The 19,062-nt window shown below is 71.6% G+C and carries 16 protein-coding genes; 4 read left to right on the top strand and 12 right to left on the bottom strand.

Annotation, left to right across the window (positions count from 1 at the left end; genetic code table 11):
• Positions 1 to 13: 13 nt before the first annotated feature.
• Positions 14 to 661: a TetR/AcrR family transcriptional regulator gene (locus IE242_RS18510; protein ID WP_189860568.1), complete on the top strand. Its 648-nt coding sequence runs from the start codon at positions 14 to 16 to the stop codon at positions 659 to 661.
• Positions 662 to 855: 194 nt separating this feature from the next.
• Here IE242_RS18510 and IE242_RS18505 read toward each other — a convergent pair whose 3' ends face one another.
• A complete protein-coding gene (locus IE242_RS18505; RefSeq protein ID WP_189860566.1) occupies positions 856 to 1,455 on the bottom strand; it encodes a M23 family metallopeptidase in 600 nt (199 codons plus the stop codon).
• Positions 1,456 to 1,937: 482 nt separating this feature from the next.
• On the opposite strand from IE242_RS18505, the gene IE242_RS18500 reads away from it, so the two are divergent.
• Positions 1,938 to 5,063 carry an NACHT domain-containing protein gene (locus IE242_RS18500; RefSeq protein ID WP_189860564.1) on the top strand — a complete coding sequence of 1,042 codons (3,126 nt, stop codon included), beginning with the start codon at positions 1,938 to 1,940 and terminating at the stop codon, positions 5,061 to 5,063.
• Positions 5,064 to 5,139: 76 nt separating this feature from the next.
• Here IE242_RS18500 and IE242_RS18495 read toward each other — a convergent pair whose 3' ends face one another.
• The gene (locus tag IE242_RS18495) at positions 5,140 to 7,662 is read right to left on the bottom strand and encodes an ATP-dependent Clp protease ATP-binding subunit (protein WP_189860562.1); all 2,523 of its coding nucleotides are present in this window, start codon (positions 7,660 to 7,662) and stop codon (positions 5,140 to 5,142) included.
• A 259-nt stretch (positions 7,663 to 7,921) separates the two neighbouring features.
• On the opposite strand from IE242_RS18495, the gene IE242_RS18490 reads away from it, so the two are divergent.
• Positions 7,922 to 8,797, top strand: coding sequence for an SCO3374 family protein (locus IE242_RS18490; protein ID WP_506417248.1), 876 nt, complete (start codon positions 7,922 to 7,924; stop codon positions 8,795 to 8,797).
• On the opposite strand, the gene IE242_RS18485 is transcribed toward IE242_RS18490, so the two are convergent.
• The 10 genes from IE242_RS18485 to IE242_RS18440 all read right to left on the bottom strand — a co-directional run bounded on the left by IE242_RS18485 (position 8,728) and on the right by IE242_RS18440 (position 17,608).
• The gene (locus IE242_RS18485) at positions 8,728 to 9,063 is read right to left on the bottom strand and encodes a histone-like nucleoid-structuring protein Lsr2 (protein ID WP_189860558.1); all 336 of its coding nucleotides are present in this window, start codon (positions 9,061 to 9,063) and stop codon (positions 8,728 to 8,730) included. The two genes, IE242_RS18490 and IE242_RS18485, sit on opposite strands and share 70 nt — an antisense overlap.
• Before the next feature lie 260 nt (positions 9,064 to 9,323).
• The gene (locus IE242_RS18480) at positions 9,324 to 9,857 is read right to left on the bottom strand and encodes an amino-acid N-acetyltransferase (RefSeq protein ID WP_189860556.1); all 534 of its coding nucleotides are present in this window, start codon (positions 9,855 to 9,857) and stop codon (positions 9,324 to 9,326) included.
• A gap of 9 nt (positions 9,858 to 9,866) precedes the next feature.
• Complete coding sequence (locus IE242_RS18475; RefSeq protein ID WP_229859115.1) at positions 9,867 to 10,304, bottom strand: BlaI/MecI/CopY family transcriptional regulator; 438 nt, start codon at positions 10,302 to 10,304, stop codon at positions 9,867 to 9,869.
• 158 nt (positions 10,305 to 10,462) lie between these two features.
• Complete coding sequence (locus tag IE242_RS18470) at positions 10,463 to 10,645, bottom strand: hypothetical protein (RefSeq protein ID WP_189860553.1); 183 nt, start codon at positions 10,643 to 10,645, stop codon at positions 10,463 to 10,465.
• Positions 10,646 to 11,118: 473 nt separating this feature from the next.
• A complete protein-coding gene (locus IE242_RS18465) occupies positions 11,119 to 11,859 on the bottom strand; it encodes a hypothetical protein (RefSeq protein WP_229859080.1) in 741 nt (246 codons plus the stop codon).
• 221 nt (positions 11,860 to 12,080) lie between these two features.
• Positions 12,081 to 12,878: a type III pantothenate kinase gene (locus IE242_RS18460; RefSeq protein WP_189860551.1), complete on the bottom strand. Its 798-nt coding sequence runs from the start codon at positions 12,876 to 12,878 to the stop codon at positions 12,081 to 12,083.
• 17 nt (positions 12,879 to 12,895) lie between these two features.
• Positions 12,896 to 13,885, bottom strand: a complete 990-nt coding sequence (gene nadC / locus IE242_RS18455; RefSeq protein ID WP_189860549.1) for a carboxylating nicotinate-nucleotide diphosphorylase — start codon at positions 13,883 to 13,885, stop codon at positions 12,896 to 12,898.
• Positions 13,882 to 15,660, bottom strand: coding sequence for an L-aspartate oxidase (locus IE242_RS18450; RefSeq protein ID WP_189860547.1), 1,779 nt, complete (start codon positions 15,658 to 15,660; stop codon positions 13,882 to 13,884). Before IE242_RS18450 ends, nadC begins: the two co-directional genes overlap by 4 nt.
• On the bottom strand, positions 15,657 to 16,679 hold the full coding sequence (gene panC, locus IE242_RS18445) for a pantoate--beta-alanine ligase (protein WP_189860545.1): 1,023 nt from the start codon (positions 16,677 to 16,679) through the stop codon (positions 15,657 to 15,659). Before panC ends, IE242_RS18450 begins: the two co-directional genes overlap by 4 nt.
• Complete coding sequence (locus IE242_RS18440; RefSeq protein ID WP_189860543.1) at positions 16,676 to 17,608, bottom strand: Rossmann-like and DUF2520 domain-containing protein; 933 nt, start codon at positions 17,606 to 17,608, stop codon at positions 16,676 to 16,678. The genes panC and IE242_RS18440 overlap by 4 nt, the downstream gene beginning before the upstream one ends.
• A gap of 252 nt (positions 17,609 to 17,860) precedes the next feature.
• Here IE242_RS18440 and IE242_RS18435 point away from each other — a divergent pair, with 252 nt between their 5' ends.
• Complete coding sequence (locus tag IE242_RS18435) at positions 17,861 to 19,018, top strand: threonine aldolase family protein (RefSeq protein ID WP_229859078.1); 1,158 nt, start codon at positions 17,861 to 17,863, stop codon at positions 19,016 to 19,018.
• The last annotated feature ends 44 nt before the right edge of the window (positions 19,019 to 19,062 follow it).

The following is a 19,062-nucleotide window of genomic DNA, read 5'->3' as shown; positions in this document are numbered from 1 at the left end:
GATGGGCGGCACCATGGGTGACACGGGCGGCGTGAGCGGCGCGGAGAGCGAGGGCAGCGTGCGCGGTACGGACGGCACCGGGCACCGGCGTCGCGGGAACACCCGCAAGCGCATCCAGGACGTGGCGCTGGAACTCTTCGCCGAGCAGGGCTACGAGAAGACGTCACTGCGCGAGATCGCGGAGCGGCTCGACGTCACCAAGGCCGCGCTCTACTACCACTTCAAGACCAAGGAGGACATCCTCGTCAGCCTCTTCGAGGATCTGACCAGGCCGATCGACGAGCTGATCGAGTGGGCCGGGAACCGGCCACGCACGCTCGACACCAAGCGGGAGGTCCTCCGCCGCTACAGCGACGCACTCTCCGGCGCGGCCCCGCTCTTCCGCTTCATGCAGGAGAACCAGGCGACGGTACGGGAGCTGAGCGTCGGCGAGACGTTCAAGAGCCGCATGATCAGGATGATGGACATCATCAAGGACCCGGACGCGCCCCTGCCCGACCAGGTCCGCTGCATCAGCGCCCTCTTCACGATGCACGCCGGGATGTTCGTCCTCCGGGAGGTCGAAGGCGACCCCGAGGAGAAACGCAAGGCGGTCCTCGAGGTCGCGATCGACTTGGTGACACAGGCGCACGGGAGCACCGGAGAGGACCGGCCGTCCTGACACGGCCGTCCTGACACAGCCCGCTAGTACAGCCCTCCTGCCCTCCTGACACAGCCCGCTAGTACAGCCCTCCTGCCCTCCTGACACGGCCCTCCTGACGCAGGACGCCCTGACGCATGGCGTCAGGGCGTTGTGCGTCAGGGCGTTGCGCCCGTCAGGACATCAGAGCGTCGGAGCGAGCCTCGCAGCGAGCGTCAGAGCGTGATGCCCTTGCTCCGCAGGAAGGCGACCGGGTTCACGGCGGAGCCGTAGTTGGCGGTCGTACGGATCTCGAAGTGCAGGTGCGGACCGCTGGAGTTACCGGTGTTGCCGGAGAGGGCGATCTGCTGACCGGTCTTGACGGTCTGGCCTATCTTCACGTCGATGCGCGACAGGTGGGCGTACTGGGAGTACGTGCCGTTGTCGTGCTTGATCACTATGGCGTTGCCGTACGCGGGACCGTCACCGGCGCCGTTGCCGCCGGCCTTGACGACGGTGCCGTCGTGCGCGGCCACGACCTTCGTGCCGCTCGGCACGGCGAAGTCCTGCCCGCTGTGCTTGGCGGTCCACATGCTGCCGGCCTGGTTGAAGCTGGCGGAGAGCGTGTAGTCCTGGACGGGGACGACCCAGGAGGTGGCCTTCTTGGCGGCGGCGGCCGGGGCGGCGGCGGCAGCGGGGGCAGCCGTGTCCGCCGCGGTCGCCATGCCGGCCCCGACGCCACCCGCGACCGCGACTCCCAGGCCGGCGGCCACGGCGGCCGAGCGCAGACGGAGCAGGGACGAACGGGACAGGCGGGAACGGACAGCCTTCGACATCAAACAACCTCACAGATGCGGGGACAGGACACACCGGCGCCGCGGCGGCGGGGCTCCCGGTGGGCATGACGTCCATGGACACGAAGTCCGGGGACTGAACCGTCCGGCGCATCCAGGGCTGCCGAACGGACTCATCCTTGGTACCTGGGGTCCCTATCCGTGACAAGAACTGTGATCTACGACGGAAGGCCGTACATCACTGGAAATCCACCCACACACTGACATTCGATCCGCCACCCGGACAACCCGCGGAAGCGCCGAAAGCCAGCCCAAAAATAGGCCCCCCTGACACTGAACGTCCTATTCGCCCCATCTATCCCGCATCACTATTCCCCCTAGTAAGTGACACGCCTCTCGTGCCGCATGTCACCGGCGCCAGAGCTGCGGACTTCCCTGAATGTGGCGGGGGCCACTCGTCCTCCGGGCGCCCGCGAACCGTACGCTGAGCCCGCACAGGCGACCGTGCTCCCGGGGGAGGCGACATGGAACCGGCGGCCATCGGCGTGAGGCTGGCGTCGAGCGTGATGACACCGCTCGTGAAGAGGCTCTTCGTGACGGAAGGGCCGGGGGCCGGGCTCGTCGACAGACCGGTGCGCGTCTCCGAGTTCGTCTCGTTCCGCGGGGAGAAACGCACGCTGGCGGAGAAGGAGCTCACCAGGATCGCGACCGAACTGGTCCGGCGCGCCCTCAAGGCCGGCGAACGTCCGGTGGGCCACGACGAGGAACCCGCCGTCGTCCACGCCCTCGCCACCACCCTGTACGCCCTGGGCGACCTCGACATGACCGACGTCCAGGCCGTGCAGCTGGGACAGCAGACCCTCGCCCTGCACCTGCGCGCGGAGAGCGGCACCCCCGACCGCCATCTCTCCCTCGACGCCACCCTCTTCTACCAGCGCGTCCTCGACACGGCCTGTCTGCACATCCTGCACTTCTTCACCCAGCGCTCCACCTTTGTCCCCCGCACGCTCGTGGAGCAGACCCGCAGACAGGCCGAACTGATAGCGAAGGTGGACGAGCTGATCGCCCGGACGCCCTTGCCCGGCGGCACCGACACGGCCTTCGAGCAGCGCTACCTGGCGTATGTGGCCACGAAGAACAGCCATCTCACGATCTACGGCATCGATCTCGTCAACTCCCCGGAGCGCTGGCCCCTGGACGCCGCTTATCTGAGCCTCCAGGCTTTGCGCCCGGGGGAGGACGACGAGCCCGTCGACCGGGGCGGGGCGCACATCGCGTCCACCTCCCTGCCCGCCGAACAGGCCCTGGCCGACCACGACCGCGTACTGCTGCGCGGGGTCGCCGGCTCCGGCAAGACCACGCTCGTGCAGTGGCTCGCGGTGACGGCGGCCCGCGGCGAACGCGGTGACCGCGTCCCGTTCGTCCTCCCCCTCCGTACGCTCGTCCGCCACCCCGGCGGCCCGCCCTCCCCCGACGCCTTCCTCGCCGCCGTCCGCGTGCCCTTCCACGCCGCCCAGCCCGCCGGGTGGACGGACCGCGTGCTCACCGCCCGCCGGGGCCTGCTCCTGGTCGACGGCATCGACGAGATCCCCGAACGTGACCGCGACCGCACCCGGCGCTGGCTGCGCGACCTGCTGCAGGTTTATCCCGGCAACCAGTGGCTGGTCACCTCGCGGCCCTCCGCCGTCCGCGCGGACTGGCTCACCCCGGAGGGCTTCACCGAGCTGGCCCTCTCGCCGATGAGCCGGAACGACGTGGCCGCGTTCATCGCCCGCTGGCACACGGCGGCCCGTCTCGACGCACCCGACACCGACCGCCTCGACGGCTACGAACGCTCCCTGCTGGAGGCCGTCCGCACCAAGGCCGACCTCGGCCTCCTCGCCACGAACCCCCTGATGTGCGGGCTGATCTGCGCCCTCCACCGCGACCGCCGCGGCTACCTCCCGCACGGCAGGCCCGAGCTGTACGAAGCGGCCCTCTCCATGCTGCTCGCGCGCCGCGACGAGGAGCGCGACATGTTCCGGGGAAGCGGCGAGGACGACCTCCACCTCACCGAACTCCCGCAGGTCCAGCTGCTGCAGCGCCTCGCGTACTGGCTCATCCGCAACCACCAGACCGAGATGGACCGCGACCGCGCCGTGCGCATCGTCGCCGACATCCTGCCCTCACTGCCCGCCGCGGCGGCCCAGGGCGACGCCGAGCGGATCCTGCGCCACCTCCTGGTCCGCAGCGGCCTGCTCCGCGAACCCACCGTGGGGACGGTGGAGTTCGTCCACCGCACCTTCCAGGACTACCTGGGCGCGAAGGCCGCCGTGGAGGACGGCGACTTCGGCCTGCTCGTACGCAACGCCGTGGACGAGCAGTGGGCGGACGTGATCCGGATGTCGGTCGCCCACGCCCGTCCCCGGGAGCGGGCCGAACTGCTGGGGGCGATGAACGAGTCGGCCGAGCAGCTGGACGGTGCGGCCTCGGCGCGGGTACGGCTCCTGGCGCTGGCCTGCCTGGAACACGCCACGCAGCTCGATCCGGCGGTACGGGCCGCCGTGGAGCGGGGCGCCGCCGCGCTGATCCCTCCGCGTACGGCCGAGGAGGCCCGGCTGCTGGCAGCGTGCGGGCCGCTGGTGCTGGAGCTGCTGCCGGGGCCGGAGGGCCTGACGGACGCGGAGGCGCGGGCGGTGGTCGTCACGGCGTCGCTCGTCGGCACGGACGCTGCACTCCCTGTGCTGACCCGTTTCCGATCGCACCCCTACCTGTCCGTACGCGCCCAGCTCGGCTGGACGTGGCACCGGTTCGATACGCGGCAATACGCGGAGGAGATCATCGCCCGCCTCCCGGAAGAGGGCCTCTACTTCAGCGCCCACTCGGCCGAGCACCTGCTCGCCCTACGGGAGCTCGGTGGCCGGTCCCGCCTGAGGCTGGCCGGTGACATCCGCTCGGCGGACATCCGTGCCGGTCTCCTGCCCGGCCAGGTGGACAAGCTCATCGTCCGGGACAACCAGGTCCTCGAGGACGTGAGCTTCCTGGCTGAGCAGGACCGCCTCGCCCATCTCGACCTCGACGGCAGCCCTCGCCTGGCCGACCTGACCCCGCTCACCGAGCTCCCGCTCCCCTGGCTGTCGCTGAACCGCCTCGCCGGACTGGTACGGCCGGGTGCTCTCGACTGCCTCGCGGCATCGGCCACTCTGAGGTCGCTCGACCTCGGCATCCCGCTGTGCGCCGAGTCCGTCGACGCCGCACTCCCCGCAGGCCTGCCGCTGGAGTACCTCCGCTTCACCAGGGACGCACTGAAGCACACCGGGCTGCGCGGCCTGAGCCGTCTGGAGTCGGTGCGCAAGCTGAGCCTCGCCAAGCTACCGGAGGCGCTCACTCCCGATGACTTCGAGGAGATCGCGCGGCTTCCGTACCTGGAGGAACTGCGCATCATCTGGAACGCGACCGGATGGCAGGCGGGCCCCGCGCTGCCGGGCGTCACCCGTCTGCGGCTCAACTGGTTCACGGGCGCCGAGGACCTGTCGAAGCTCCCGCACCTCTTCCCGAACCTGCGGACGGTCGAGATCTACCTCGCATCCGAGACGACCGACGTGCCGGAGCACATCCTCGGACTTCTTCCCGACACCCGGGTCCTCGAGAGCACCGACGTCGTGCTCTGAACGCGAGACAAAAAAAGGGGGTGCCCCGGAGCCGAAACTCCGGGGCACCCCCTACCGCTCAGGCCGAGCGCAGCGCCTACGCGTCCTTGCTCAGGTTGGGACCGCCACCCGCCGCCTGCTCGATCGGCGGGACGTCCGGCAGGGCCGACTTCTCCTCACCGCGGAAGGTGAAGGTCTTGGTCTCGCCCTCGCCCTCGGTGTCCACGACCACGATGTGGCCCGGACGCAGCTCGCCGAAGAGGATCTTCTCCGAGAGGGTGTCCTCGATCTCGCGCTGGATGGTGCGGCGCAGCGGCCGGGCGCCCAGCACGGGGTCGTAGCCCTTCTTGGAGAGCAGCTCCTTGGCGGACTGGGAGAGCTCGATGCCCATGTCCCGGTCCTTCAGGCGCTCGTCCACCTTGCTGATCATCAGGTCGACGATCCGGAGGATGTCGGCCTGCGTCAGCTGCGGGAAGACGACCACGTCGTCGACGCGGTTGAGGAACTCGGGCCGGAAGTGCTGCTTGAGCTCGTCCGAGACCTTGTTCTTCATGCGCTCGTAGTTGGTCTTCGTGTCACCCGCGGCGGCGAAGCCGAGGTTGAAGCCCTTGGAGATGTCCCGGGTGCCGAGGTTGGTCGTCATGATGATGACCGTGTTCTTGAAGTCCACGACCCGGCCCTGGGAGTCGGTCAGGCGACCGTCCTCCAGGATCTGCAGCAGCGAGTTGAAGATGTCCGGGTGGGCCTTCTCGACCTCGTCGAAGAGGACGACCGAGAACGGCTTGCGGCGCACCTTCTCCGTCAGCTGGCCGCCCTCCTCGTAGCCCACGTAGCCGGGGGGCGAACCGAAGAGACGCGAGACCGTGTGCTTCTCACTGAACTCCGACATGTCGAGGGAGATCAGCGCGTCCTCGTCACCGAAGAGGAACTCCGCGAGGGCCTTGGACAGCTCGGTCTTACCGACACCGGACGGGCCGGCGAAGATGAACGAGCCACCCGGGCGCTTCGGGTCCTTGAGCCCCGCGCGCGTACGGCGGATCGCCTTCGACAGCGCCTTGACGGCGTCGTCCTGGCCGATGACCCGCTTGTGCAGCTCCTCCTCCATGCGGAGCAGGCGGCTGGACTCCTCCTCGGTCAGCTTGAAGACCGGGATGCCGGTGGCCGTGGCGAGGACCTCGGCGATCAGCTCGCCGTCGACCTCGGCGACGACGTCCATGTCGCCGGCCTTCCACTCCTTCTCCCGCTTGGCCTTGGCGGCCAGGAGCTGCTTCTCCTTGTCGCGGAGGGAGGCGGCCTTCTCGAAGTCCTGCGAGTCGATCGCGGACTCCTTGTCACGGCGGACGCCGGCGATCTTCTCGTCGAACTCGCGGAGGTCCGGCGGCGCGGTCATCCGGCGGATGCGCATCCGGGAGCCGGCCTCGTCGATCAGGTCGATCGCCTTGTCCGGGAGGAAGCGGTCCGAGATGTAGCGGTCGGCGAGCGTCGCCGCCTGCACCAGGGCCTCGTCCGTGATGGAGACGCGGTGGTGCGCCTCGTACCGGTCGCGCAGGCCCTTGAGGATCTCGATGGTGTGCGGGAGCGAGGGCTCCGCGACCTGGATGGGCTGGAAGCGGCGCTCCAGGGCCGCGTCCTTCTCCAGGTGCTTGCGGTACTCGTCCAGCGTGGTGGCACCGATGGTCTGCAGCTCGCCACGGGCCAGCATCGGCTTGAGGATGCTCGCCGCGTCGATGGCGCCCTCGGCGGCACCCGCACCGACCAGCGTGTGGAGCTCGTCGATGAACAGGATGATGTCGCCGCGGGTGCGGATCTCCTTGAGGACCTTCTTCAGGCGCTCCTCGAAGTCACCGCGGTAGCGGGAGCCGGCGACCAGGGCACCGAGGTCGAGGGTGTAGAGGTGCTTGTCCTTGAGGGTCTCGGGCACCTCGCCCTTGACGATGGCCTGGGCGAGGCCCTCGACGACGGCGGTCTTGCCGACGCCGGGCTCACCGATCAGCACCGGGTTGTTCTTGGTACGGCGGGACAGCACCTGCATGACCCGCTCGATCTCCTTCTCGCGCCCGATGACCGGGTCGAGCTTGGACTCGCGGGCCGCCTGCGTGAGGTTCCGGCCGAACTGGTCGAGGACCAGGGACGTGGAGGGCGTGCCCTCGGCAGGACCGCCGGCGGTAGCGGTCTCCTTGCCCTGGTAACCGGAGAGCAGCTGGATGACCTGCTGCCGCACCCGGTTGAGATCGGCGCCCAGCTTGACCAGGACCTGGGCGGCGACGCCCTCGCCCTCACGGATCAGGCCGAGCAGGATGTGCTCCGTGCCGATGTAGTTGTGACCCAGCTGAAGGGCCTCGCGGAGCGACAGCTCCAGGACCTTCTTGGCACGGGGGGTGAAGGGGATGTGGCCCGAGGGCGCCTGCTGGCCCTGGCCGATGATCTCCTCCACCTGCTGGCGGACAGCCTCAAGCGAGATCCCGAGGCTCTCCAGGGCCTTAGCGGCGACACCCTCACCCTCGTGGATCAGGCCCAGGAGGATGTGCTCAGTGCCGATGTAGTTGTGGTTGAGCATCCGGGCCTCTTCCTGAGCCAGGACGACAACCCGCCGCGCGCGGTCGGTGAACCTCTCGAACATCGTTAATCGCTCCTCAGAGCGGTCAGGCAGTGAGGGGACGCTCCCCTCGCTGTCCTTCCGCAGCTTAGTCCCGCAAGCGGGGACCGCTCATTCCAACTGCCGACACCGTCCTTGGCCTCCTGACCCCGAACGCCGACATCTGCTCCAACCCGATGGTGCGAGACGATGTTCCCGCAGGCCAGGCACTTACCCCCACCACCAGTACGCCGATGGCGAACGTGAGACGGCCTTGCCTGCGTGTCGCCCCCTCCCACTAGGGATGTCTTACCCGTACGCACTGACACTCCATGCCGCGTGCACCGGTTCCCTCCGCTACGGGCGAACATCCTTGCGCCGGTGCCCACTCCGGGACACCCCCTCTTTCACCACTCTCGGCGCATGGCGGCGTACCCAGCGTAACCCCGGGGCGAGACGGGCGGTTGGTCCGCACATGGCACTCATCGTCCCCCTTCCCCGCTGTTCGCCCGGTCCGGGCGACGGAGTGCGGCGGTGGTACGAGGACGGGCTCGGCTGGTCCACGGTGCCCGGATCGCCGGTACGGCTCATGACGGGTCTGCGTTTCGACGTGCTCGACGTCCCCGCGGAGGCCGGCGTCGTGGCGCTGCGGCGGGTACCTCCGCGGACCGGGCCGGGGGCGGGAGCGGGCTCTCCGGTGGCTCTGCACGGAGGGCGGATGCGGTTCCTGGTCGCCGCGGGCAGCGCGGAGGAGCTGCCGGGCCTGCTGGAGTGGCTGGACTGGGGAGGCCTCGAGCTGAATCTCGCGGTCCTCGGCGCGGGCGGCCGCATGGAGGCCCCGCTCCCGTGGCGGGGCGGAGGCGGGCGGGATGCCTCGCTCCCCGGCGGAGGCGCCGGGATTCCGGTCCCGGGCCGGCCGTCACCCCCGGTCCGGTCCGGTCCGCGGGAGGCCGCCGTGTGGTTGCGGCCCCCCGAGCCGGGGTGCGAGGTGGAGGCGTCGCTCCCGGCGCTGTCGGCGCCGGCGGGCGGCGGGGGCACTCCCGACCTCGTACGACTGGTGGACACGGTGGCCAATGAGTGCCACCGGGTCCGGCTGCGGCGGATGTGCGCTCAGCCGTTGGCCTTCTCGTATGCCTCGCGGATGGACGCGGGGACCCGGCCGCGGTCGTTGACCTCGTAACCGTTCTCCTTCGCCCAGGCGCGGATCTGCGCGGTGTCCTGGCTGCCGCCGGAGGCCGCACGCGTCTTTCCGCGCCCGGCCGAAGCGCGGCCTCCGGTACGACGACCGCCCTTCACGTAGGGCTCAAGAAGGCCGCGGAGCTTGTCCGCGTTGGCGGTCGTGAGGTCGATCTCGTACGTCTTGCCGTCCAGCGCGAACGTCACGGTCTCGTCCGCCTCGCCACCGTCGAGGTCGTCGACAAGAAGGACCTGAACCTTCTGTGCCACCGGATTTCCTTTCATCGATAACTTGAGGGCCGAGGGTCCGCGGCCGGAGCCGCTGTTTCACGTCCCCTGTTATATGCAGTACTGCAGTACGTCGGAAAGCAAACCGCTTTTGCTGGAAAAACACAAACCCCCGGGAGAGGACCGCACACCCGGGGAAGACCGGAAACGTACGCGTTTCGGACATAGGGAACCCGGGCAACGCGGACTACCGGAATAGACCCTCCTCGATCCCGCCCGATCGTTGCGGCGATCCCCGGCCATCACAGATGCAGAAGCATCCGGCTGTTGCCCAAGGTGTTCGGTTTCACTCGTTCGAGACCGAGGAACTCAGCCACGCCCTCGTCATAGGAACGCAGCAGCTCCGCGTAGACATCGGTGTCCACCGGTGTCTCGCCGATCTCCACGAAGCCGTGCTTGGCGAAGAAGTCCACTTCGAAGGTCAGGCAGAAAACCCGCCGAACACCCAGCCAGCGGGCGGTGTGCAGCAACTTCTGCAGCAACTGGTGGCCCACGCCCAGTCCCCTGGCCTCGGGATCCACCGCGAGAGTGCGGACTTCCGCGAGGTCTTCCCACATCACGTGCAGTGCTCCGCAGCCCACCACCTGCGCGTTGTCATCGCGTTCGGCGACCCAGAACTCCTGGATGTCCTCGTAAAGCGTCACGGTGGCTTTGTCGAGCAGGATGCCCTGGCGGACGTACGCGTCAAGCAGGCGCCGGACGTGCGGGACATCGCCGGTCCTGGCCCGCCGGACCGTGATGGCTTTTGCGGTGACTTCGGGACTCGTCGCTGGCATGAGCGGACGCTATCGCCTGGTCCCGTCCTGCCGGGAGGCGGGGTTCTCATCGCGGTCCGTGGCGGCCGCGGATGATTCGCCCGGTGATTCGACGGCGGTTTCAGCAGCGGTTTCGGCGGGCTCGGGGCCTTGCACGATACGGACGGCGTCACGCAGCGCCTGTCTCTGTTCCTCGCTCATCATGCCGAAGAAGGCGACGAGCGCGGCCGCGGGGTTGTCGCTCTGCGACCAGGCGTCGTTCATGAGAGCGGCCGCGTAGGCGGCGCGGCTGGAGACCGCCTCATATCGATAGGCCCGGCCTTCCGCCTCGCGGCGCACCCAGCCCTTCTGATGGAGATTGTCCAGAACGGTCATCACAGTGGTGTATGCGATGGACCGTTCCTGTTGAAGGTCTTCCAGGACTTCCCGAACGGTCACCGGGCGGTTCCACTTCCACACCCGCGTCATGACCGCGTCTTCGAGTTCTCCCAATGGGCGAGGCACAACTCAACACCTTAGCGGGAGAAGGGGAACAAAAAGGGCGTACGACTCGAAAAGCAGATGAGTCGTACGCCGTGGAGTGCGGAGTCCGGTTTCGTTCCGGGTCCCGCCGCGAGGTGCCGGGCTCAGCCCTTGGCTTCGCCGGTGGAGGTCTGCCGGACGTTCTCCGCGCGCGCGAGGGCGGCGTCGACGATGGCGTCCTCCTTGGCCTTGTTGGAGCCCCCCTGGGTCTTCACGATGACCCGGATGACGCTGATGAAGAACACGGCCATCACGACGGGCGGCAGGAGCGCGGAGACGTAGTCCATGGAACCAGGGTAGCCAGGGGTGTCCGGTAGGTCCCGGTCGGGTGGGGGCCGGCGAGGCGGGCGGAGTCATGCTCCGGCTCGCACTCCGGGCCGTCCCTGGCTCGGGCCTCGGTCCGTCCCTGGCTCGGACCTCTGTCCGTTCTTGACTCGGGCCCCGGCCCGTCCCTGGCTCGCGCTGCGGCCCGTTTCTGGCTCGGACCTCGGCCCGTCCCTGACTCGCGCTCCGGCCCGTCCCTGGCTCGGGCTGTGCGGGGCGGGCTGCGGCCTGTGCACGGCCGCCACCCGCGCCGCAGCTTCGACAGGACCCGGCCCGCCACGGCCGCGATCCGGCTCGCTCCCGGGCCTGCATCCCGGTCGCGCTTCGGTCTCGGCCGGTCGCGCTTCGGTCTCGGTCGGACGCCGTCGGACTCGCGCCCCGGTCGCGCGCGGAGCCCGCCCGCCCGGGCGGGCTCCGGACCGCGCTGCGGCAGGCCTCAGCCTGCGACGAGCCGGCGGGACGTGGCCGCCGGCGGGACCGGCTTGCGCTTGGGCGGGAAGACCTCGCCGGGGGTCGGAATGGGCCGGCGGGCCGGGCTCGGAGCCTGGGGGCGGGGCGAGGCCCCGGGTTCCCGGGCGGGCGGCGCGGGCTCGGCGGGCCTGGCCGGCTGGTCCGCGGGGCCGCCCGCGCCGCCGGGCGCGTCGGCTGTGGCCCGCGCGCGCGTTCCGGCGGCCACCCCTCCGGGGAGGGCCGTCAGCCGGGTACGTGAGGCCGGTACGGCGGCGGCAGCGGGAAGCGCCGCGGCGGTGGAGGCAGCGGGGGAGGTGGCCGTCGCCGGGTGCCCGGCGTCGCCCTGTCCGGGACTCTGACGCGTGGGCGCGCAGCGCTCCAGCAGAGCGGCCGCGGCGGCGTTGCCCCGCAGGGCGCGCAGCGCCGCGAAGTCGTCCGGGGTGGCCTGGTGACCGGCTCCCAGGGCCTCCTCCAGGAGTGCCAGGTAGCCCGCGGCGGTGCCGGGGAGAGCGGCACGGTACCGGGCGAGGTCGGCCAGCAGGAAGGCCCTCAGCCGGGCGCTCTCGCGGGCCGCCTCGTCGACGGACTCGGCGAGCCGCAGGCAGTCGTGTACGTCCTCGGCTGAGGCGGAGCGGGGATTGAGGGCGAGGGCGAGGGCACGGCGGAGCACACGCAGCTCCTCCGCGCCGAACGCCATGGCGCCGCGGGATCCGTAGGGCGTGGGCATGCAGCGACAATACGCGCTAATCAGACAAAAGCGGTGTGATCGGCGGGCGTGGCGCGGCCGAGCCACCCGGGCGGGCGTCGGTCCGGGGCGTGGTCACGGCAACACGGAGGGGTGTCCCGATGCGCCAGGGTGCTCGCCGGGCACCCCGGCGGAACACCTTCGCGGGACACCCCTCCGAGGTGTTCATGAAGCCTCACGTGCCGTAAGGGGCACGTCGGTGTTCACATGCGGGCGATGTTGCGCTCGTACACCAGGCGCAGGCCGATCAGCGTCAGCCAGGGCTCGTGCTCGTCGATGACCGACGCCTCGCCGAGGATGATGGGGGCCAGGCCGCCCGTGGCGATGACCGTGACGTCGTCGGGGTCGTCCGCGAGTTCCCGGGCCATGCGGCCCACCACGCCGTCGACCTGGCCCGCGAAGCCGTGGACGATGCCCGACTGCATGGCCTCGACCGTGTTCTTGCCGATCACTGCGCGCGGGCGGGCCAGTTCGATCTTGCGAAGCTGGGCACCGCGGATGCCGAGCGCCTCCACCGAGATCTCGATGCCCGGCGCGATCACCCCGCCCACGTACTCCCCGCGCGCGGACACCGCGTCGAACGTCGTCGCCGTGCCGAAGTCCACGACGATCGCGGGACCGCCGTACAGCTCGACCGCCGCCACCGAGTTGATGATGCGGTCGGCGCCGACCTCCTTGGGGTTGTCCACGAGGATCGGCACGCCCGTCTTGATGCCCGGCTCGACCAGGACCGCGGGGACGTCGCCGTAGTACCGGCGGGTCACCTCGCGCAGCTCGTGCAGGACGGACGGCACCGTCGAGCAGATCGCGATGCCGTCGATGCCGTCGCCGAGCTCCTCGCCGAGGAGCGGGTGCATGCCCATCAGGCCCTGGAGCAGCACCGCCAGCTCGTCGGCCGTACGGCGCGCGTCCGTGGAGATGCGCCAGTGTTCGACGATGTCCTCGCCGTCGAACAGACCCAGGACGGTGTGGGTGTTGCCCACGTCGATCGTCAGCAGCATGGCCCTACCCCCGCTTCCTACTCCGCCGCTCGCAGGTCGAGGCCGATGTCGAGGATCGGCGAGGAGTGGGTCAGGGCGCCCACGGCCAGGAAGTCCACGCCCGTGTCCGCGTACGCCCGGGCGTTGTCCAGCGTGAGGCGGCCGGAGGCCTCCAGCAGGGCGCGGCCGCCGACGAGGGCGACCGCCTCCGCGCACTCGGCCGGCGTGAAGTTGTCCAGCAGGATCAGGTCGGCGCCCGCGTCGACGACCTCGCGCAGCTGGTGCAGGGTGTCGACCTCGACCTCGATCGGCACGTCCGGGAACCTCTCCCGTACCGCCTTGAAGGCCTGCGCGACGCCGCCCGCGGCGACCACGTGGTTGTCCTTGACGAGGGCCGCGTCCGACAGGGACATGCGGTGGTTGACCCCGCCGCCGCAGCGGACGGCGTACTTCTCCAGGGAGCGCAGCCCGGGCGTCGTCTTCCGGGTGTCGCGGACCTTCGCCTTGGTGCCGTCCAGGGCGTCCGCCCACGCGCGCGTGGCCGTCGCGATGCCGGAGAGGCGGCACAGGATGTTCAGCGCGCTGCGCTCGGCCGTGAGCAGGTCGCGGGTGCGGGTCGTGACGCTCAGCAGCTTCTGGCCGGCCTCGACGCGGTCGCCGTCCTCCACGTGCCGCTCGACCTCGAACTCGTCGGTGCAGACCACGGAGAGGACCGCCTCGGCGACTCTGAGGCCCGCCGCGACGCCCGCCTCGCGCGCGGTGAAGTCCGCGGTGGCACGGGCGTCCTCCGGGATGGTGGCGACCGTGGTGACGTCGACGCCGTTGTCCAGGTCCTCCTGGATGGCCACGTTGGCGATGTCCTCGACCTCCACGGGGTCGAGCCCGGCGTCGGCGAGGAGCTCGGCGAGCGCGGGGTCGAGCCCGCACTCCAGGTACGCCTCGAGGGCGTCCGTGTCCTGGTCCGTGCCGCAGGCGCAGCCGTCGCCGCAGCCGCCGCTCTGGGCGAGGGGAAGGTCGGGGGTACTCACTTCGTCACTGCTCCTGGGGAGGGCACGGGGGCCGGGGTGTGGGGATCCGCAGCGGGCCGGGCGGGGCCCGGAACCGGCGGGAGGGTCGCTGGGAAGTGTGGGGTGTCCGTGGTGTGCACGGCCAGTGCACGGTCGGTATTCAGCCGTACGACGATGTGGCGCCGCCAGTCCGTGTCGTCGCGCTCGGCGTGGTCCTCGCGCCAGTGGCAGCCGCGGGTCTCCTCGCGCAGCCGGGCGGCGGCGACCAGCACGCGGGCCACGTACAGGAGGTTGGTGGTCTCCCAGCTGTCGACGCCGGGCTCGGCGGTCTTGCCGTTCTCGTCGAGGGCGTCGCGCGCGTCGGTGTCCAGCCGGTCGAGGGCGGCCGCCGCGGCGTCCAGGGATGCGGCCGAGCGCAGGACGCCCGCGCCGTTCGTCATGATCCGCTGGATGGCGAAGCGGGCCTCCGGGGCGAGCAGCGGGTGCGCGGGCTGCTCCGGGTGCGCGACGGGCTGCGCCGCGCGCGCGGGGAGGCCGCCGGCGTCCCGGACCTCGGCGATGTCGGCGGCGATGCGCTCGGCGTAGACGAGTCCCTCGAGGAGGGAGTTGGAGGCGAGCCGGTTGGCGCCGTGGACGCCGGTGCAGGCGACCTCGCCGCAGGCGTACAGGCCCGGTACGGTCGTCCGGCCGTGGTCGTCCGTGCGCACGCCGCCGGAGGCGTAGTGGGCCGCCGGCGCGACCGGGACCGGCTCGGTGACCGGATCGATGCCGTGGGCGCGGCAGGCGGCGAGGATCGTCGGGAAGCGCTGCTCCCACATCTGGGCGCCGAAGTGCCGGGCGTCCAGGTACATGTGCTCGGTGCCCTGCTCCCGCATGCGGCGCATGATGCCCTTGGCGACGATGTCGCGGGGTGCCAGCTCGCCCAGTTCGTGCTGCCCGGTCATGAAGCGCACGCCGTCCGCGTCGACCAGGTGGGCGCCCTCTCCCCGTACGGCCTCGGAGACGAGGGGCTGCTGGCCCTCCGCTTCGGGTCCGAGGAAGAGCACCGTCGGGTGGAACTGCACGAACTCCAGGTCGCTGACCTCGGCGCCCGCGCGCAGGGCGAGGGCCACGCCGTCGCCGGTGGAGACGGAGGGGTTGGTGGTGGCCGAGAAGACCTGGCCCATGCCGCCGGTGGCGAGGACCACGGCGGGCGCGTGGACGGCGCCCACGCCGTCGTGCCGGCCCTCGCCCATGACGTGCAGGGTGACGCCCGCGGTGCGGCCGTCGGCGTCGGTGAGGAGGTCGAGCACGAGCGCGTTCTCGACGGTACGGAGCCCGCGCGCGCGGACGGCCTCGACGAGTGCCCGGGAGATCTCGGCACCGGTGGCGTCGCCGCCCGCGTGCGCGATGCGGCGGCGGTGGTGGCCGCCCTCCCGGGTGAGCTCCAGTTCTCCTTCGGAGGACTCGTCGAAGCGGGCGCCCGTGTCGATCAGGCGGCGGACCGCGTCCGGGCCCTCGGTGACGAGGAGGCGCACGGCGTCCTCGTCGCACAGTCCCGCGCCCGCCACGAGGGTGTCGTCGCGGTGCTGCTCGGGGGTGTCGCCCTCGCCGAGGGCCGCGGCTATGCCGCCCTGGGCCCAGCGGGTGGAGCCGTCGTCGAGACGGGCCTTGGTGACGACCACGGTGTCCAGGCCGGCGGCCTCGCAGCGCAGCGCGGCGGTCAGGCCGGCCACCCCGGAGCCGACGACCACGACGTCCGCGGTGATCGCCCAGCCGGGGGCCGGGGCGTGCAGTCGTATGCCTGTGGTGGTCACGAGGCGGCTCCGAAGGTGAGGGGGATGTTGTCGATCAGCCGGGTGCCGCCGACCCGGGCGGCGACGGCCAGGACGGCCTCTCCGGTGTGGTCGTCCGCGATCTCGGTGAAGTCGGCCGGGTCGACGAGGGCCAGGTAGTCCAGCTCCAGCGGCGGCGTCAGCTTGGCGGCGTCGTCGAGGACCAGGCGGGCGGCGGCGCGGACGGCCGCGGGGCCCGAGCGGTCGGCCGGGGCGGCCTTGGCGACGGCGTGCGCGTCGGCCGCCGCGCGGGACTCGCCGATCGCGCTGAGCGCCTCGGCACGCGCGCGTGTGGCGGGCACCTCGCGGGCACGCGCGCGGAGCGCCTCCTGGGCGGCGTGCCGGTCGCGGCCCGCGAACAGCGCCTGGGACAGCGCGAGGGCCGTACAGCGCTCCGCGGTGGACAGGAAGCGGTTGCGGCTGGACAGGGCCAGGCCGTCGGCCTCGCGGACGGTCGGCACACCGACGATGTCCATGCCGAAGTTCAGATCGCGGACCATGCGGCGGATGAGGGCCAGCTGCTGGGCGTCCTTCTGCCCGAACAGGGCCACGTCGGGCCGGGTGAGGTGCAGCAGCTTGGCGACGACGGTGAGCATGCCGTCGAAGTGGCCGGGCCGCGAGGCGCCCTCCAGGCGCTCTCCCATGCGGCCCGCGCTCAGGCGCACCTGGGGCTCGCCGCCGGGGTAGACCTCGTCCACGGAGGGTGCGAAGACCACGTCGGCGCCCGCCTGCTCGGCGACCTTGAGGTCGGCGTCGAGGGTGCGCGGGTAGCGGTCGAGGTCCTCGCCGGCGCCGAACTGCAGCGGGTTCACGAAGACGGTGACCGTCACGAAACCCTCGTCGCCGACGTGTTCCCGGGCCGCCCGGATCAGGGTGGCGTGGCCCTCGTGCAGGGCGCCCATGGTCATGACGACGGCGGTGCGGCCCGGCCCCGCGAAGCGGTCCTGCGCGTGCCTCAGGTCGGCGACCGTGGGGACGAGCTCGAAAGTGCGGCGGGTCATCGGTCTTCCCCGTTCTCGGGCAGGTTCGTGCCATGGGCGAGTACCCCGAGGAGGTCCTCGGCGAGTTCCGGCTTGAGCAGGCCGCCTGCGAGCGCCCGGTCGGCGGTCGCGCGGGCCATCGCCAGATAGCCGTCGACGGTCTGCGGGGCGTGCTCGCGCAGCTCGGCGACGTGCGCGGCGACCGTGCCCGCGTCCCCGCGCGCGACGGGGCCGGTGAGGGCCGCGTCGCCCGAGCGCAGTGCGTTGTCCAGGGCGGCGCCGAGCAGCGGGCCGAGCATGCGGTCGGGGGCCTGGACGCCCGCCGTGCGCAGCAGCTCCATGGCCTGGGCGACCAGGGTGACCAGGTGGTTGGCGCCCAGGGCGAGGGCCGCGTGGTAGAGCGGCCGGGCGGACTCGGCGATCCACTCGGGCTCGCCGCCCATCTCGATCACCAGCGCCTCGGCGGCCAGCCGCAGCTCCTCGGGCGCGGTGACCCCGAAGGGGCACCCGGCCAGTCGCTGCACGTCCACGGGGGTGCCGGTGAACGTCATCGCGGGGTGCAGCGCCAGCGGCAGCGCCCCGGCCCGCAGCGCGGGGTCCAGCACCTTCGCGCCGTACCGCCCCGAGGTGTGCACGAGCAGCTGTCCCGGCCGTACGGCACCGGTCTCGGCGAGGCCCTCCACGAGGCCCGGCAGGGCGTCGTCGGGCACCGTCAGCAGCACCAGCTCGGAGCGCTGGAGCACCTCGGACGGGGTCACCAGCGGAACGTCGGGCAGAAGGTCGGCCGCGCGCCGCCGGGAGGCGTCGGAGACTCCCGAGACGGCCACCGGGCGATGCCCCGCGAGCTGCAGCGACGCCGCCAGCGCGGGGCCCACCCGGCCTGCGCCGACGACGCCCACGGTGAGCCGCGCGGGCCGGTCCTTGGGGTCTGGTTGCTGGACTGTACTCACTCGATGGTGACCTTCCCGTTCCAGTCCGCTCCGGGTACCGGACGATTTCTCGTCATGTTAACGCGATTGCCTCGCGGGCCGGCCGGTCGTCCACAGGCTGTGGGCAGGCGGGTCGCGGCGGCACACGACCGGTGCCGCGCGCGGGTCGTGAGCCGGGGGGCCGCACGGGGACGGAAACGGGATGTGAGCCGAGGGCCGCGCGGGAACGGAAACCGGGTGCCGCGCGCGTGGGGTGCGCGGCATCATCCCGGGGTGAGCGATACCAGTGACAAGAAACAGCGGTCCGAGCGACGGCGGGCGGCCCACCGGGCGGCGCGGCGGGTACTGGAGCGTCCCGGCTTCCTGGCGACGGTCCGCGAGCGGCTGGCGCTGCTGCACGAGACGGCGCCGGACCTGTACGACCTGGACGAGTCGGCGGACATCTACGGCAGCGGCATCGTCGAGGTCCTGGAGGAGCGCGTCGCCGGGCTGCTCGGCAAGGAGGCCGCCGCGTTCTTCCCGACGGGCACGATGGCCCAGCAGGTCGCCCTGCGCTGCTGGGCCGGCCGTACCGGGAACCCGACCGTGGCCCTGCACGCGCTGGCCCACCCCGAGGTGCACGAACGGAACGCCTTCGGCGTGGTCAGCGGCTTGCGCACGGTCCGTGTCACGGCCGAGCCGCGGCTGCCGACCGCCGACGAGGTACGCGGCTTCGAGGAGCCCTTCGGAGCACTGATGCTCGAACTGCCCCTCAGGGACGCCGGTTTCGTGCTGCCCTCCTGGGAGGAGCTCCGCGCGACCACCGAGGCCGCGCGGGAGCGGGACGCGGTGGTGCACTTCGACGGCGCCCGCCTGTGGGAGACCACCGTCCACTTCGGGCGTCCCCTGGAGGAGATCGCCGATCTGGCGGACAGCGTCTACGTGTCGTTCTACAAGTCGCTCGACGGCTTCGGCGGAGCCGCGCTCGCCGGCCCCCGGACACTGATCGACGAGGCGAAGGCCTGGAGGCACCGGTACGGCGGCCAGATCTACCAGCAGTTCCCGACCGCGCTGTCGGCGCTCGCCGGCCTGGAGCGCGAGCTGCCCCGGCTGCCGGAGTACGTGGCTCACGCGCGCGTGGTCGCCGCCGCGCTGCGCGAGGGGTTCGCGGCGGCCGGGGTGCCGTGGGCGCGCGTCCACCCGGGCGAGCCGCACACCCACGAGTTCCAAGTCTGGCTGCCGTACGACGCCGACGTCCTCTCGGAGGCCGCGATACGGCAGGGCGAGGAGACGGGAACCGTGCTGTTCGCGCACTCCTGGGACGCCAAGGGACCGGATCTTGCCGTCACCGAGATCGGCGTACGCGCGGCCGGGCTGGAGTGGACGGCGGAGGACGTGAAGGCGGCGGTCGCGGACTTCGTCGCGCTGCTGCAGGACCCGGCCTCGGGGTGATGTCCGGGATCCGGGGGTGATGCTCCGGGGTGATCAGGCCGGGG

It is taken from the genome of Streptomyces poonensis, assembly GCF_014650915.1.
Taxonomy (GTDB): Bacteria; Actinomycetota; Actinomycetes; order Streptomycetales; family Streptomycetaceae; genus Streptomyces; species Streptomyces poonensis.
Note: the sequence above shows the minus strand (reverse complement) of the source record. Positions and strands in the feature narration are given on the sequence as shown.